Genomic DNA, 15072 nt, shown 5'->3' with positions numbered 1-15072 from the left:
CTAATGCTGCTGCCCCGTTTGGTGGTGTCAAGCAGTCTGGTATGGGCCGCGAGGGTGGCGCCGAGGGTATTGAGGAATACACGTCCTTGCAGTACTTCGGTATCCGAGACCCTTACGCCAACGCATAAATCACCAACGCCTCAACCGCGTTTTAAACCCCGAGGGCCCCGCCACCACCGGCGGGCCCTCCCCTTTTCTTTCACACCACTGCCCTGCACGCCACTGCCCTGCCCTAGTGTTTCTGCTTGGTGCGCGCCGCAGCAGGCTGCGGCAGGCGCGGAGAGAGATGCCTTCAGGGCCTGAATCGAACGTTTCCGTTTTCAGCCCACCACCATTAAGGGCGTCTTCCACCGCCGGGCGGGCTGCCGCAGCAAAGCCCGCAGGACGAGCATGTCGGCAACGGTAAACAGTGCCCCGAAAACCCAAAGAACAGGCCCACTATTTACCGCTGGCGACATCGCAGCCCGGCCAACGGCAAGCCGGAGCGCGCCCACGCCCTGGCACGAAGAACTAACTAAAGTGCGGACCATCCACCGCATGGGTTGGTCGCTGAGAACCGGGACATCTGGGTCTTCCTCGCAGTAGCGACCTATTCTCCGAGATGAGCCTGAAATACAGGGGCTTCTCGCCTGTCGCTGTAACCCCACAACCCGAACTCCACTGTGAGGTCCTCATGCCACCCATGAGTCGAGGGGCGGCACCACAAAATTGATCGGTAGTCCCACTCCGTGATCTCATAGTGCTCTTCGCCGAAGTCAAGGATAAGGGCCGCGATTGTCTCATTGTTGACCTGGCTGAAATCCCGCAAGCCTGCCTGGGTGAGCACCGGCTCAGGAACGTCAAGATCACGTGCGGTCATGGAGGGAACGCCGTAGTCGCATTGGACCGCAAAGCGTTTCAACTCGGGTCCGTAGATATCGCGGAGGTCAATGTCTTGTTTCTCCGCGCCCTTATCTTCGTAGTTTTCGGCGAGTGTGCGAAATAAGTCGCGTTCCATGGCTTTGCCGGCGGACGCCTGTGAATGCCCTGACTCGAGGCCTAGGGAGGCGCAGCTTGTGCACGCGAGAACTGAAGCGATGAAAAGAGTGCAGGTGGCGAGTTTCATTGGCGCAATGTGCGAATTAATCAAGTGTCTTTAGAACTCCCCTTCCTGCCCAATCGTGACAGACGGCTGAAGCTAATGGTTCACGAAGGTCCTTTAAGGGATTAAGTTTGAGTGAACTTCCAATTTTGCGTCCTTGGGCGTTGTTGAAGAGATCCATTTCCATCTCTTCCTCGTATTTTTCTTTCAGTGAGTCTTCGTACCTTTCGGCGCTGTACTTCTCATGATTATCTCCAATGATCTTGGCAGCTTTTTCATCAATCCGAAGAGTCATGAGTGCACTCCAGTAGCAGTGCCGGAAAGCGTCGGGTTCATCTCTACCGCCATTCTTGCCGTAAATGGCTATTGTTTGAAGTACAGCGTCATCTGCAGCTATTTTCCCATCTTGGCACTTATCAACATTCAGCAAGATCACGCATGCCGCCTTCTCGCGTAAAAAGTGAAGATTGTCCGATTGGTCATAGAAAAAGCGGTCCTGAGTACGTAACTCTAAGTTTTTTGCAATTGACAATTGCTCTTCAATGGGTAGCGAATCAAATTCTTCAAATGTCAATTCCCCATTGATGAGCGCATCAGTTTCATCATTTTGGGAGATCGCCTCTGAAGTGGTCACGTCAGAGAGGTGGAGCGGGTCAAAGCTTGGACGAGCTGGTGAATAGTCAATATCAGCCTCTGGAACCGGGGCTATCTGGGGAAGGGGCTGAGATGCCGAAGCTGGAAGGGGGGCTAAAGCAATCAAACCGCTGGCTAAGAGCGGGAGAGCGAGTAGGGAACGCATACTTGATTTGTAACACGAAAGGAAACTAATGGCAACAAGAAGTTTCTAAATGTAGCGACTGCGTCTTTTGGGCTTTTAGGCAGCCTCCGGAGAAACCCCTGTGTCTAGTTAGTCAAAGTCCGGTATTTCTAATTCCAAGCCTGACCAGACGAAAGGTAACCATGCTGGCCCGTTGGAGAAAACCGCCAACTGTGAATGACTCCTCTTTACATGGCGATGCTCAACCGTGTCCAGAAGGTTTAAAGCTATCGAAAGATCTTGCACTTAAGTCAATTGAGATATTTACGAACTCGTCGAAGAGCTCTGTATCGGGTGCAACTAGACGGACTGTGCCGAGCGGGAGAGTATTCCCGTAGGGGATTGATACCTCCGTCGAGTGAATGGCCAAGTTCTCCGGCTTGGGCACGCTTGTAAGCACCTTTACGTGAGTCGTAGGGGGCGATAAGTCGTTTGCTAAAGATTGTCCGTGGTCAACCCCCATAACCTTCGCGTTTACGGCCTGCAAGGCTTGCGTATTGCCGACGCCTCCATCATGCCCCTCGTTCCCACCGGTAACACGAATGCGCCGTCGGTCATGATCGGCGAGAAGGCTGCGGCGTTCATCCTGGAGCAAGATGACTCAAAGTGAGATCTAGCGCACTCCCAGTCAAAGCGTGAGCACAAACAAACAAGACTTACAGTGTGCGGTGCGCCACAATAACTCCTCACGCACCGGCGCAGGCTGAATCTCTTTCTCGTCCCGATTCCTGTATTTCTTACATTCCTTATATTCCATACATTCTCTGTCTGTGCCGGGCCGACATACACAGCAAGGAGGAGTGGTCATGGTGTCCCAACTTTCATCGCGCACCGAACCCTCAACGGCACAGAACGTACAGCCTGGGCACCAGGCTTCCACCAACCACGAGGCTGGCCTGGGCGCCGGGCGCCTCGGCACCGCATCGCTGGTCTTCATGATCATCGCGGCCTCCGCCCCGCTGACCGTGCTGGCCGGCGGCGTGCCCACCAACTTCGCGGTCTCTGGGCTGCTCGGCGTGCCGTGGGGCTACCTGGTCCTCGGCCTCATCCTGGTGTTCTTCGCCGTGGGCTATGGCATCATGAGCTCCCAGATCCAGAACTCCGGCGCCTTCTACGCCTACGTCTCGGAGGGGCTGGGCAACCGCCAGGGCATCGCGGCAGCGATCCTCGCGCTGGTCTCCTACAACATGATGCAGGTAGGCCTCTACGGCATCTTCGGCTTCTCCCTGGCCAACCTCATCAACGGCTGGTGTGGCACGCACATCGCCTGGTGGGTGGCCGCGCTGGGCGGCTGGCTGCTCGTGGCCGTCATGGGCGTGCGCAACGTGGACTTCTCCGCCAAGGTGCTCGGCATCCTCGTGGCCTTGGAGTTCATCGTCGTGGCGGCGGTCTCCGTGCTCTCCCTGGGTGTTGCCCCGGAGGGGATTACCGCGGAGACCCTCAAGCCGGATCAGTTCTTCACCGGCGGCATCGGCGTGGTCCTGGCCTTCGGCATCGCGGCCTTCATGGGCTTCGAGTCTGGAGCCATCTACTCCGAGGAGGCCCGTGATCCGGAGCGTACCGTGCCCAAGGCCACCTACATCTCCGTGGGTGTCATCGCGCTCTTCTACGCCTTCTCTGCGTGGGCCTTCGCGCAGGGCGTGGGGCCCTCGACCATCCTTGCCCAATCACAGGAACTGGGCCCTGACCTGGTCTTCGTGTGGCTGGGCGGGTACTCCTCGGTGGCGGCGAACATTGCCAACTGCCTGTTCATCACCTCGCTGCTGGCCGCGCTCGTGGCCTTCCACAACGCCGCGGCCCGCTACTTCTTCTCCCTGGGGCGCTCGCGGGTGCTGCCGCGGGTGTTCGCGGGGGCGTCGTCAAGCGGGGCTCCGGTGGCCGGCTCGGTAGCGCAGACGGTGATCGCGCTCGTCGTGGTGGTGGGCTTTGCCGTGGCCGGCCGCGGCAGTGAGATGGGCGAGCTCTTCCCCGTGCTCACGCTGTTTACCTGGCTGACCAACGCCGCCGCATTCGGGCTGGTCTTCCTGCTCGCGGTGGTGAGCATCGCCATCATGGTGTGGCTCAACCGCACCGCACGGCAGCGCGGCATCTTCGTGCGCTTCATTGCCCCGATTGTGGCCGCCATCGGCCTGGCCGCCGTCTTTGTGCTGGTCATGGTGAATTTCCCGCTCATGATTGGGGATACCGGCCCCGATGCCCTCGTGTGGGTCATGCCCGGCATCATCATCGCCTCCGGCGTGCTGGGCCTGGCCTGGGCCGAGTGGCTCAAGCGCCGCCGCCCGGAGATCTACACCAGCCTTCATTCCAACCTCGACCAAATCTAGAAACGTAAAGGACATCACAATGAGCAACAAGCACGTCATCATCGTTGGCGCTGGTTTCGCGGGCCTGACCGCCGCGCGCGAGCTGCAGACCGTGGGTATCGACTACCACATCGTCGAGGCCCGTGACCGTATCGGCGGCCGCGCCTGGACCGATGACCGCTTGGGCCGCCCGCTGGAGCTGGGCGCCACCTGGGTGCACTGGCATCAGCCGCACATCTGGGCCGAAATCACCCGCTACCGTCAGGACATCGTGGCCTCCCCCATTGTTGATACCGCCTACTGGTACGCCGGGGACGAGCTTAAGTCCGGCACCGAGGCGGAGATGGACGCCAAGCTGGCCCGCCCCATGGCCAAGATTTTTGAGAACTCCCGCGAGTTCTTCCCGGAGCCGCACAAGCCACTGCTGCTTCTCGACGAATCCTACGGCGCACCGGAGGAGCTCAAGGAGGCCTTCCTGGCTGCCGACGAAGCCGGCGTGCTCGACATCCTGGAGGAGGGCGACTTCACCCAGGAGGAAAAGGACCTGTGCAACGCCTACTGGTCCGCCGGCTACATCGGCTACCCGGAGAACGGTTCTTCCCTCATGGTCAAGCAGTGGGCGGCGCTGTGTGATCACCGCCTGAGCTTGGTGGATGAGCAGACCCTGCGCTTCAAGCTGGTCAACGGCATGCGCGGCATCTACAACAACATTGCCAGGGACCTGACCGGGGAGATCCGCCTCAACACCGTGGTGACCAAGATCGAACACCACGATGACTCCGCCACCATCACCTACTCCGACGGTTCCACGGAGACTGCCGACGCCGTCATCGTCACCGTCCCCGTCGGCGCCCTGGCCAACATCGAGTTCTCCCCCGCCCTGCCGGTGGGCTCCCAGTCCACCATTGAGAAGAAGTGGAATTCCACCGGCTTCAAGGCCTGGATCAAGATCAAGGGCCACCACAACATCTTTGGCTACGCCCCGCAGCCGGCCACCGTCTCGGTGCTGCGCTCGGAGTACTTCGAGGACGATGACACCACCATCTGCGTGGCCTTCGGCTCTGATCATGACAAGTTCGATCTCACCTCCATCGAGGACGCCCAGAAGGTCATTGATCAGTGGCGCCCCGATCTTGAGGTGGTCGGCGTGACCGGGCACGACTGGGTGGCTGATGACTACTCCGGCCAGGCCTGGGCCACGCTGCGCCGCGGGCAGTTCACGCAGGGCTGGCACTTCTTCCGCGAGTCCAATTCCTCCCTGCACTTTGCCGGCGCGGACTGGGCCAACGGCTGGCGCGGCGTGGTGGTGGACGGCGCCATCGAGACGGGAATTTCCACGGCCCGGGAGGTCATCGAGAAGCTGCGTGCTTAAGCTCACCCCGCTGAGGGTGTAAGTTTGTCACAGAGCGTTCCATGATGTGACACACCACACCCGCGGAGTTTTTTGCAGAACCTTTCTTATACAGCCAGATTTTCCCTTGTCTTCGCCGCCGCGCTGGTCTCCGGGCTGGGCGATGGCCTCATCCCCATCGCCTTCGCCCTGCAGGCCCACCGGGTGGATCCCTCGGGACGAGGCCTGACCACCGTGCTCATCGCGCTGTGGGCGGGCCGCTTTTTCAGCTCCCTGGTGGTGCGCAGGATGCCCCCGCCGAATCGCCCGGTGACGTGGATGCTGGCCAGCGACGTGGTGCGCGTGGCGGCGCAGTGGGGCCTAGTGGCCTGGGTGGTGGCCCGCGGTGATTCCATTGCCGCCTTTGCGGTTTCTAGCTGCGTGTATGGCTGTGCTTCCGCGTTCTTCACGCCGGCGCGCTTTGGCTTGCTCGCCGCTCTGTTTAGTGACGCACAGCGCACCCGCGTCAACGGCACGCTGTCCATGCTTGGCGATGTCCTCTTCATCGCCGGGCCCCTCATCGGCACCGCGGCCGTGCTCACCCTGGGCTTTCGCAGTGTCCTGCTCATTGACGGCGCCACCTTCCTCGTGGCCATGCTGTGCGTTGTGCCCTTTGTGTCCGTGCGTGCCACACCGCCGGTAGTGGAGGTGGAATCCGAGGGCGTCCCAGATAAGCCCGCGCAGCCCACAGGTGCCCTGCCGCGTTGGGTGAATGTGGGTTTGGGGACCTGGCTAGTAGCCGCGGTGGTCAACGGCTTCTTGGGTAGCGCTGGGCCAACGTGGATCATGAATTCCTTTGATGAGAAGACGTGGGGATTTATGGCCACCGCCTTGGCGGCAGGCTCGCTGGTGGGTTCTGCCGCTACGGTGCTCAAGGCCCTCGACAGGGTGCGCTTCAGCACGCTACAAGCGCTCATGCTGGTGCTGCTCGCAGGCCAGCTGCTGGCCTTGGCCTTCTCCCCTATCTTCGCCCTTATTGCGCTGTGCGGTGCGGCAGCGTCCCTGTTCATGACGGCCTCAGGCATTGCGTGGGACTCTTTGGGCCAGTCCCTGGGCAGCGCGGACCTTGTGCACCAGTTCGCGACGAAGGACCAGTTGGTCTTTACTGCCGGCACCCCGCTGGGCATGATCCTCTTTGCGCTGCTATCTGAGCATCCTGCGCTGGCCGCCACGGTGGTGGCGCTGGCGTTGGGTGCCGCGGCGGTGGCCTCGGGGCTTCCGGTGGCGCGTTCCCCGCGAGCAGCCGATATCGCACACCGTTAATGCATAACGTTTATGGCATATTAACGACGATCGTGACGATGAGCGCCTAGGGTTCCTGGACGTGAGCGCGGAACGCACTGGGGGTTTGCCCGTACTCGGCCTTAAACACGCGGGAGAAGTGAGAGGGATCGTGCAGCCCATAGCGCGTGGCGATGTGACTGACGGATTCCTTGGCGTGGCGCGGATCAGCCAGCTCGCTGCGGATGCGGTCCAGGCGCCGAGTGCGGATGTAGGTGCCCACGGATAGCCCCTGCTCCGCAAAACGGGAGTGCAGGTGGCGCACGGAGACAAAGAGTGCCTGGGCAATCATCTTTGGTGAGAGCTCCGGATCCCCCAGGTTCTTCTCAATGAAGGCCGTGGCCTGGTTGAACAGCAGGTTCGCGGAGGTGGCGTCTGTTTCCATCTCCGAGGAGAGCACGGAGACCAGCATGTTGAGCGCGGAGCGCACCAGGGCTCTGGCGTGCGGGCCCTCCAGCACGTCGAGGTTGTTGGCCAGCTGCTCAAAGAGCGGAACAGCCACCCTGCCCAGGCCGTGTGAGCTGGACACGGGGCTGGCCGTGAGCTGCTTAATCTGCGCGGGGCTCAAGTTCACAAAATTCTGGGGGAAATGCACGATGAGCGTGTGCTGCTCCACCGGGTAGTACAGGGTGTAGGGCCGCTGCGTCACGTAGAGCGCCAGATCGCCGGGGTGCAGCTCGCAGGTGCGCCCGTCCTGGCTCATGGTTGAGGTGCCGGAGAGCTGGAGGCTGAGTTTACAAAAGGGGGCGTCGTCAGGCGAAATGTCGCGCCGGCGCACCGTGTGCGGGCAGGTGTGCATATCGAAGAGCGAGACCTCCCCTACCTGCGTGGATTCCAAGCTGGCGTGAAAGTTGCCCGGATCCTCGGTATCGACCTCGAGCTTGCCAAAGGCGTCTGAGGAGGCAGCGCGCCAGGCGGCGATATCGAAATGGGTGAGGGGAGACTTGGGCATGCAAGCATCATAGCCTGAGAGCAAGCGCACATTTTGACAATTTCCGTGCGCTGATAGTCAAGACTAAAAATGTGTCGCGAGTAACAATGGTGCGCAATGAATGTTGAAGCTCACGCGCTCAATGCGCGCAGTGGGCACGCCACCAAGGAGAACACATGACTCAGTTTGCTTCCTACGCCGACCTTCTGGCCGCCATCACCGCTGAGCAGGGTCAGGAAGTGCGTAACCCGGCCACCGAGGAGGTCCTCGGCACCGCGCCGCAGAACACCGTCGAGGATCTCAACGCCGCCGTGGAGAGCGCCCGTGCGGCCCAGAAGAAGTTCGCTGCGCTGAGCGACGCCGAACGCTGCGAGCTCCTCAACAAGGCCGCCGACGCCGTCGAGGCCCACGCCGAGGCCCTCGTGGAGCTGCTCTCCCGCGAGCAGGGCAAGCCGCTCAACGGCCCCAACGCCCGCTTCGAGGTGGAGGCCTGCTCCGGCTGGCTGCGCGCCACCGCCTCCTTCGAGCACCCCAACTACACTGCCGTCGACGCCGATATCACCGCTACCGTCAACTACCGCCCGCTTGGCGTGGTTGGTGCGATTGGCCCGTGGAACTGGCCGATGATGATCACCATCTGGCAGATCGCCCCGGCCCTGCGCATGGGCAACGCCATCGTGGTCAAGCCCTCCGAGTACACCCCGCTGTCCGTCCTGGGCCTGGTCAAGGTGCTCAACACGGTGCTCCCGGAGGGCCTGCTGCAGATCGTCACCGGTGACGGCTCCCTGGGTGCGGCCATCACGGCTCACGAGGACATCGACAAGATCATGTTCACCGGCTCCACCCCCACCGGCAAAAAGATCGCCGAGGCCTCCGCTGAGACCCTCAAGCGCGTCACCCTCGAGCTCGGCGGCAACGATGCGGGCATCGTGCTTGACGACGCCTCCCCTGCCGACATCGCCGGCGACCTCTTCTGGGGTGCCTTCATCAACACCGGCCAGACCTGCGCCGCGATGAAGCGCCTCTACGTCCCCGAGTCCCTCTACGAGGATGTCTGCAACGCGCTGGTCGAGGTGGCCAAGGCCTCCCCGATGGGCGTGGGCCTGGATGAAAACAACGTGCTTGGCCCTCTGCAGAACAAGCAGCAGTTCGACATCGTTGACCGCCTGGTCAAGGCAGCCAAGGACTCCGGCGCTCGCGTGCTGCTGGGCGGCGAGCCTGACTACGACGCCCCGGGCTACTTCTTCCCGGCCACCCTGGTGGCCGACATCGACCCGGATAACCCGCTGGTGGTGGAGGAGCAGTTCGGTCCGGCCCTGCCGATTATCAAGTACACCGACCTTGACTGGGCCATCGAGGAGGCCAACAAGCTCAACGTGGGCCTGGGCTCCTCCGTGTGGTCTTCCAACCGCGAGCGCGCACTCGAGGTGGCTGCCCGCCTGGAGGCCGGCACCACCTGGATTAACCAGCACGGCGCCGTGGACCCGCGCGTGCCCTTCGGCGGCATCAAGTCCTCCGGCTACGGCGTGGAGTTCGGCGTGGAGGGTCTCAAGGGCCTGGCGTACCCGCACATCATCAACGGCTAAGCCCCTCGCCACCCAGCGTCCGCGGTTCGCTTTGAGTGTCCGCGGTACGTTTTTGCGGGCAAGCCTGGAAAACCGCCCAGTTTTCGGGCCTTTCCCGTCAAAACGTACCGCGAGGTGTCGTGCGTTTGGCGCGGGCGGGCGTTATTCGGCCGGGAAGAGCTCCTTGGGCTCCGTGCCGGTGGCAATGGCCGCGGCCAGCAGCATGCGGGACTGCCCCGCGCGCAGGTTCCCGGAGCTGATGATGCCCTTCTCCCCCAGCGTGGCGCCGCCGCCGGCCCCGCCGTAGACCCCGGAGACGGGACCGGCGTCCACGCGGGTGCTCAGCACGACGGGCACGGTGCGGGCGGCGGAGATGGCGGCATCGGCAAGCGAGGTGCCGATGTTGCCCGCGCCCATGCCTTCAATGACGATGCCCTGCGCGCCGGAGTCGAGGCTGCTCTCGATGAGATCGCCGGGCGCGCCGGGGTAGGCTGCGATGATGTCCACGCGCACCTTCTCAAGGGGCGAGTAGTCCAGGGCCGCCGGGCGGGTGAACTCCGCGGGATTGTTGGTGGCAAAGCCATCAGCCTGCTCCGTGTGGGCCTTGTAGGCGCCGCGGGCGCGCAGCACCGAGCCACTGAAGGCAATGAACGCGCCTTTGCCGGCGTTGGCTGGGTCGGCCACCGTGTCGATGGCCAGAGCGAGGTTCTCGGGGCCGTCGGGGTCTTCGTCGTCGAAGGGGCGCATCGCGCCGGTGAGTACCACGGGCTTCGTACCGTCGATGAAGGTGTCGATGGCGATGGCGGACTCCTCCATCGAGTCCGTGCCGTGGGTGACAATAACCCCGGTGACCTCGGGGCGTGCGAGTGCCTCGGTGACGTTGCGCAGGATGGTGTCGGTGTCTTTCAGCGTCATTGCGGAGGAATCCAGCTGCGCGATGTCCTTGACCTCAAGGGTGAGCTTGTCCTTGTCAAAGTGCTCGTAGACGGGCTGGACCAGCTCATCGCCACGCACGGTGGGCACCACGGCCCCGGAGGAATCGTGGGTGCTGGCAATCGTGCCGCCCGTGGAGAGAACAACAATGTGCCCCTTAACGGCGGAGCGGTCCGTGCCGCGGGCGGCGGTGGTGGAGGCGGCTGCCTGGGAAGTGGCCGGTGAGTCCGCCTGGTTCTGCGGCGCGCAGGCCGCCAACGTGGCCGCGCCCGCGGTGAGCACGGCGCCGCCCAAGAAGCCGCGGCGGTTGAAGGAGGAGCCCAGGGTGGAGCTCAAAGACGAGAAAGCCATAGTGAGCCTTTCTGCGAGATACGGTGACTGGCGCATGCACGCGCCCTTAGTCACCATCAAACAGATAAGGCAAAGGCTATGGGTGAAAGAAGAAAAAGCTCACACCGCAATTGGGGGTGGCAGGCCGGCTAGCGCGTGCGCGCCACGCGGGCGGCCAGCTTATCGTGATGCACGGGGGCCAGGCAGCCCACCTCCACCACGTGGCGGGCCAGCTCCATGTCCCCCATCTTGGCGCGGAAGGCCATGCCCATGGTGACATCGTGCTCCGGGCGGCCCACCAGCTCAATCGTGTCACCGGGGCTGATCCTTCCCGGGGTGATGATGCGCAGGTAGGCGCCACAATCCCCGCGCTGCGTGAAGGTCTTGACCCAGCCCTTCTCCCCCAGCCACGCCGCGAAGGTGGCGCAGGGCTCGCGCGGGATGGAGACCTCCAACACGGCCTCGCCCACGTGCAGCCGCTGGTTGATGAGCAGCTTTGTGAGATCCACTCCCTGCGTGGTGAGGTTCTCCCCGAAGGCGCCGTTGCGCAGCTCGCGGCCGAGCTCGCCCTGCCAGTAGTCCAGCTCCTCGCGCGGGTAGGCGTAGACGGCCTTCTCCGCGCCGCCGTGGTGCTTGTGATCACCGATGGCATCGCCCACCACGCCCGAGCCGTCCCCGTAGTGGGGCCCGGGCACGGCCAGCTCGATGAACTCGCGCGGCTGCTTGTCGATGCCCGTGTACTCATAGCGCTGGCTCGGGTCCGGGCGGGATACGGCGACGTTGGTGGAGATGACCTTCATGCTCATCGATTCTTACACGATTAGCGCTCCCGGAACAGGGTTTCCGCGGTGACGAGATCGTAGAAGAAGAGGCGCGGGGCGAGCGGCATGACGTCGGCAAGCATGGGCATATCCTCCTTGAGCAGGGGCGTTTCCATGATGAGATCGTTGGCCGCCGCGCGCGAGGCCAGCGCGAAGGCGTAGGAAATATAGGGCAGCCAGGCAGCCACGTGAAGCTCGTCGGCGGTGTTGCCGCTGGCAAAAGCACCCAGCGCGATGAGCGTGTGGTTGACGGACATGTCCACCCCGGCGTTTTGCACCAGGGAGGCCAGCGCGGTGGCGTCCTTGCGTAGCTTCTCCACGGTGCCCAGGGCGTCGAGTGGCCCGTTGTTGGCAAAGCACTCGCGCAGGGCCACGATGCGGGCGTTCTCGCTCATGAGATCCTCCACCGCCGGAGTGGGGCTTTGCATGGTGGCAGCCGCCAGCAGCATGGGCCGGGTGAGGTGATCCGCGCCGGTGGAGGCCGTGGTGGCCAGCTCCTGGTTGGGGCTGGCTGTGGGGTTGAGCAGCAGCTGCGGGTAGGACTCGGCGCTGGCGGCGATGCCCTCGGCCTCTCCGCCGCCGAGCGGGGTGTGGAAGAGGCGGGTGCGCGCCAGCGAGCGGGCCTGCTGGTTCACGCTGACGCCGGAGGAACCCAGGGCGTCGAGGGCGGTCTCCGGGTGGCGGCGCAGCTGATCGATGACGCTGTCAAACATCGCCTGCAGCTTTGGGTTCGGGCTGCGTTGGGAGAGGACGTGCAGGGCGCGGAAGGCCTTCCACAGCTCCAGGGCGCTCCACTCCGGGGAGGCCAGGGCGGGCTGGGCATCGGCGGGGCTGACTACGATGGACGCACTCGAGGGGCGCGCCGGGGCGGCGAGGTTGGAGGAGGCCTGGTGCTCGCGGGCGTCGACAAGCAGTGGACCCTCCTCGCGCAGCTCCTCAGGGAAAGCAAAGCCGCCCTCGATGGGCTCAAGGGGGGTCGCCTCCATGGTGGGGTGATCCAAGGGCCAGGCCCATCCCAGCAGGTCAACCGGTTCCTCGAGGTTCTGTTCGATATCGATGGACTTACCCAGGATCTGGCCGCGGCCGGCCAGCGGGGACTTGCGCACGGTGGCCAGCGCCGCGTAGATGAGGCTGGTGGAGGCGGAGGCCTCGTACTCCATGACGCGGCGCTCGAGGTTGCGGGACTCGTGCGCGGAGCGCTCCTCGGGGCTAAGGCCTGCGAGGTAGTCCTCGTAGGTCATCGTGGACCACATGAGGAAGAGCTCGGAAGTGGGCTGCTTGCGCACCGCGCCGACTAAGGCCGCGTTGGGCACCGAGAGTGTGCGCAGGGCCTGAGTGGTACGTGAGGTGCGGGCGAGCTCCTTGATCTTCTGGCGGCCGTCGATGGTAACGAACTTGGCCAGCGGCAGCGGGCGCGGGGAGTGCACGCTGAACATGCCGTCCTGGTCCAGCTGGCCGGCCAGGATGGTGGGCTTGTCGGAGTGCAGCGTGGGCTCCAGCCCGATGAGCTTGACGCGGCTGTAGAGGGCCTCGGGCATGACGTCGAACTCCAGCTCGTAGCCGGCGTCGCTGGCCACAACCTCGCGGCGGGAGGTTTCGGATTCCCCGAAGGTGCGCATGCCCTTCTCCAGGGCGATGGGCTTCTTCGGCGGCGAGGCCAGGGTGTAGCTGAAGGGCGAGTGCTTGCCCAGGGCGTCGATGAAGCGGAAGTCGGTGCCGCGCGGACCCTCGTTGTTGAAGCGCATGTGGAGGCCTTCGGCGAGGGAGATGAAGCGGACGTCGACAAGCTCGCCCTCGTGCAGCAGCGAGACCTTGTAGCGGCCCACCCAGGGATCCTCGTAGAGATCGCTGGGGAAGGGCTCGGCGATGCCCTGGCCAAAGGTCTGCTCAGAAATCTCCTCCTGCTCGCCGCCGAGCGGTGCGTAGGTGAGATCGAGGCGCCACTCCCCTTCCGCCATGAGCGTGACCTGCGGCGAGTGCGTGAAAATCGGCTCGCCGTCGAGGCCGCGGGCGTTGGGGAGGGTTCCCACCTCGAAGTTCCACTCGAAATCGCTGTGCTTTACGACGTCCACCGGCTCCGTCTGCGGCACCTACACGCGCTCGGGCAGCGGGCCAAGCTCCCAGCCGGCCCAGATGCCTAAGGTCTCGGCGCTCTCGAGAGTGCCCTGCGGGGCGATGAGCGTGGTGCGGTCATAGACGATGAACGGGGTGTTCTCGGTGATGCCGGTGAAGGTGACGGGGCCGATGAGCTCGGTGTCGCCATCGCGGAGTGTGACCTCAATACGCGTGAAGGGGCCGGGGATGCCCACGTGCAGCGGCTCGGCGGGATCGAATTCCCGGATGCTGTGGGGACGGTCGATGAAGTGGGACTTGACCAGCCAGCGGGGCTCCTCGAGCTCCTCGTAGGACTCGGGGTAGACGGCAGGCAGGTATAGCGACAGGATGTTGGTCTCGCGGCTCAAGGCCAGGCGTGGGCCTTGCTCGCAGTATTCAGTGACTATCAACGGGGTGGTAGGTAATGAATAAATCTCCGCACTCATTTGCCTCATCTTAGAACACCGGGCAAGTCGGGTGCCATGTCGCGGGTTTGCGCTGGTGGCCGTGCGGTGTGGTGTTCTGGTGGGCTGCTGGTCTTGCGTGCCGGTTGGTGTCGGGGTGCGACTGCGTGAGGCGCTGTGACTGCGTGGGGATGCGGGTTGCGTCCACAGGGTAGTTCATAAGGAAAAGCGAATTGCAACCATCCTACGAAAGTTGTGGTTAAAAACAACGATGCCGCCTAGCCCATTGTGGACTAAGCGGCACCGTTGGGTGACACATATTCTCTTCCCTCAGGTCAGGGGGCTCCCCAACTGCTTAGTTAGCAGCGGCGTCGGCTGCAGCCTCGGCAGCGTCGGTGGCGTCGGTGCCGTGGACGGCGTCACCAATTGCACCGATGATGCCCGGCAGGGACTCGACGACGGTACCGATGAAATCGAAGATATCAGTCAGCATTTGAGTTTCTCCTTGAGTAGGTGTGGGTTTCTTTCTTCGCCCCGTTTCGGCGAACAACTACAGATTAAGTGGATAAAGCGGGTGTGAAAAGGGGTACCCCCGGCCTAAAGAAACTGTCATTTACTCGTTTCTGCAGGAAGTGACCGCCGTAAACCGCGATAAAGAATTTTGCCGTGTACTTTCGTGCACACCCACTCCCCTGGGCATTTAGCGGCGCCTGGGAACGTGAAAAGCCCCGCCATACATGGCGGGGCGGGTTCACAAGCGGGAGGAAAGTCTTTGGTTATGCCTGCTGGGTTCGCTGCTTAGGCAGCGGCGTCGGCGGCAGCCTCAGCGCCCTCCTTGGCGCTGGAGCCGGCATCGCCGCTGGCGGAGGACAGCTCGCCGATGGAGTCGATGAGGCCCGGCAGGTTGTGGATGAGGGCGGACAGAAGGTCGAGGACGCTGGACATTGTTTTCTCCTTTGGGGTTGGGGTACCTTGTCTTTCGCTTTCTTGAAGCGAACAAACATAGGTTAAAGCGTGCAAAGCGTCTAAATAAAGACCTCCCCCCGCCTATTAAATGGCGGCAATTATGCGTTGTCGCCGGAAGTGGGCCTGAAATTCACGGCCAAAGAATTTATCCGTGTA

The 15072-nt window shown here is 63.0% G+C and carries 14 protein-coding genes and 1 pseudogene; 6 read left to right on the top strand and 9 right to left on the bottom strand.

What is annotated here, in order from left to right:
- The coding region (locus Q4E25_RS08540) for an aldehyde dehydrogenase family protein (protein ID WP_303156360.1) at window positions 1-128 on the top strand (128 nt) is incomplete at its 5' end.
- A 461-nt stretch (window positions 129-589) separates the two neighbouring features.
- Here Q4E25_RS08540 and Q4E25_RS08535 read toward each other — a convergent pair.
- Window positions 590-1105 (bottom strand): hypothetical protein, encoded by a 516-nt coding sequence (locus Q4E25_RS08535; protein ID WP_303156356.1) that lies wholly within the window; start codon window positions 1103-1105, stop codon window positions 590-592.
- A gap of 16 nt (window positions 1106-1121) precedes the next feature.
- Window positions 1122-1880, bottom strand: coding sequence for a hypothetical protein (locus tag Q4E25_RS08530; protein ID WP_303156355.1), 759 nt, complete (start codon window positions 1878-1880; stop codon window positions 1122-1124).
- A gap of 463 nt (window positions 1881-2343) precedes the next feature.
- Between Q4E25_RS08530 and Q4E25_RS08525 the strand changes: the two are divergent.
- From Q4E25_RS08525 to Q4E25_RS08510, 4 genes and pseudogenes are all read left to right on the top strand, one after another.
- Window positions 2344-2508, top strand: a pseudogene (locus tag Q4E25_RS08525) (GMC oxidoreductase); the annotation flags it as partial.
- A 196-nt stretch (window positions 2509-2704) separates the two neighbouring features.
- On the top strand, window positions 2705-4222 hold the full coding sequence (locus tag Q4E25_RS08520) for an APC family permease (RefSeq protein WP_303156354.1): 1518 nt from the start codon (window positions 2705-2707) through the stop codon (window positions 4220-4222).
- Between the two features lie 19 nt (window positions 4223-4241).
- Window positions 4242-5573, top strand: a complete 1332-nt coding sequence (locus Q4E25_RS08515) for an NAD(P)/FAD-dependent oxidoreductase (RefSeq protein ID WP_303156353.1) — start codon at window positions 4242-4244, stop codon at window positions 5571-5573.
- Window positions 5574-5645: 72 nt separating this feature from the next.
- Complete coding sequence (locus tag Q4E25_RS08510) at window positions 5646-6854, top strand: MFS transporter (RefSeq protein ID WP_303156352.1); 1209 nt, start codon at window positions 5646-5648, stop codon at window positions 6852-6854.
- Window positions 6855-6900: 46 nt separating this feature from the next.
- Here Q4E25_RS08510 and Q4E25_RS08505 read toward each other — a convergent pair whose 3' ends face one another.
- Window positions 6901-7824: a helix-turn-helix domain-containing protein gene (locus tag Q4E25_RS08505; RefSeq protein ID WP_303156351.1), complete on the bottom strand. Its 924-nt coding sequence runs from the start codon at window positions 7822-7824 to the stop codon at window positions 6901-6903.
- Between the two features lie 155 nt (window positions 7825-7979).
- Between Q4E25_RS08505 and Q4E25_RS08500 the strand changes: the two genes are divergently transcribed.
- Window positions 7980-9389 (top strand): aldehyde dehydrogenase family protein, encoded by a 1410-nt coding sequence (locus Q4E25_RS08500; RefSeq protein WP_303156350.1) that lies wholly within the window; start codon window positions 7980-7982, stop codon window positions 9387-9389.
- A 141-nt stretch (window positions 9390-9530) separates the two neighbouring features.
- Here Q4E25_RS08500 and Q4E25_RS08495 read toward each other — a convergent pair whose 3' ends face one another.
- The 6 genes from Q4E25_RS08495 to Q4E25_RS08470 form a co-directional block, all read right to left on the bottom strand.
- On the bottom strand, window positions 9531-10652 hold the full coding sequence (locus Q4E25_RS08495; RefSeq protein WP_303156349.1) for an asparaginase: 1122 nt from the start codon (window positions 10650-10652) through the stop codon (window positions 9531-9533).
- A 128-nt stretch (window positions 10653-10780) separates the two neighbouring features.
- Entirely contained in the window at window positions 10781-11431 is a 651-nt protein-coding gene (locus tag Q4E25_RS08490; RefSeq protein ID WP_303156348.1) for an MOSC domain-containing protein, read from the bottom strand.
- Between the two features lie 20 nt (window positions 11432-11451).
- Entirely contained in the window at window positions 11452-13524 is a 2073-nt protein-coding gene (locus Q4E25_RS08485; RefSeq protein WP_303156347.1) for a hypothetical protein, read from the bottom strand.
- Window positions 13525-13542: 18 nt separating this feature from the next.
- Window positions 13543-13992, bottom strand: coding sequence for a hypothetical protein (locus Q4E25_RS08480; protein WP_303156346.1), 450 nt, complete (start codon window positions 13990-13992; stop codon window positions 13543-13545).
- A 313-nt stretch (window positions 13993-14305) separates the two neighbouring features.
- A complete protein-coding gene (locus Q4E25_RS08475; protein WP_303156345.1) occupies window positions 14306-14443 on the bottom strand; it encodes a hypothetical protein in 138 nt (45 codons plus the stop codon).
- 305 nt (window positions 14444-14748) lie between these two features.
- Complete coding sequence (locus tag Q4E25_RS08470; protein ID WP_303156344.1) at window positions 14749-14895, bottom strand: hypothetical protein; 147 nt, start codon at window positions 14893-14895, stop codon at window positions 14749-14751.
- Between the last annotated feature and the right edge of the window lie 177 nt (window positions 14896-15072).

The organism is Corynebacterium sp. (genome assembly GCF_030532325.1).
In the GTDB taxonomy this organism is placed as follows: Bacteria; Actinomycetota; Actinomycetes; order Mycobacteriales; family Mycobacteriaceae; genus Corynebacterium.
The sequence above is the reverse complement of the archived record's forward strand: the minus strand, read 5'-3'. Positions and strand labels throughout refer to the sequence as shown.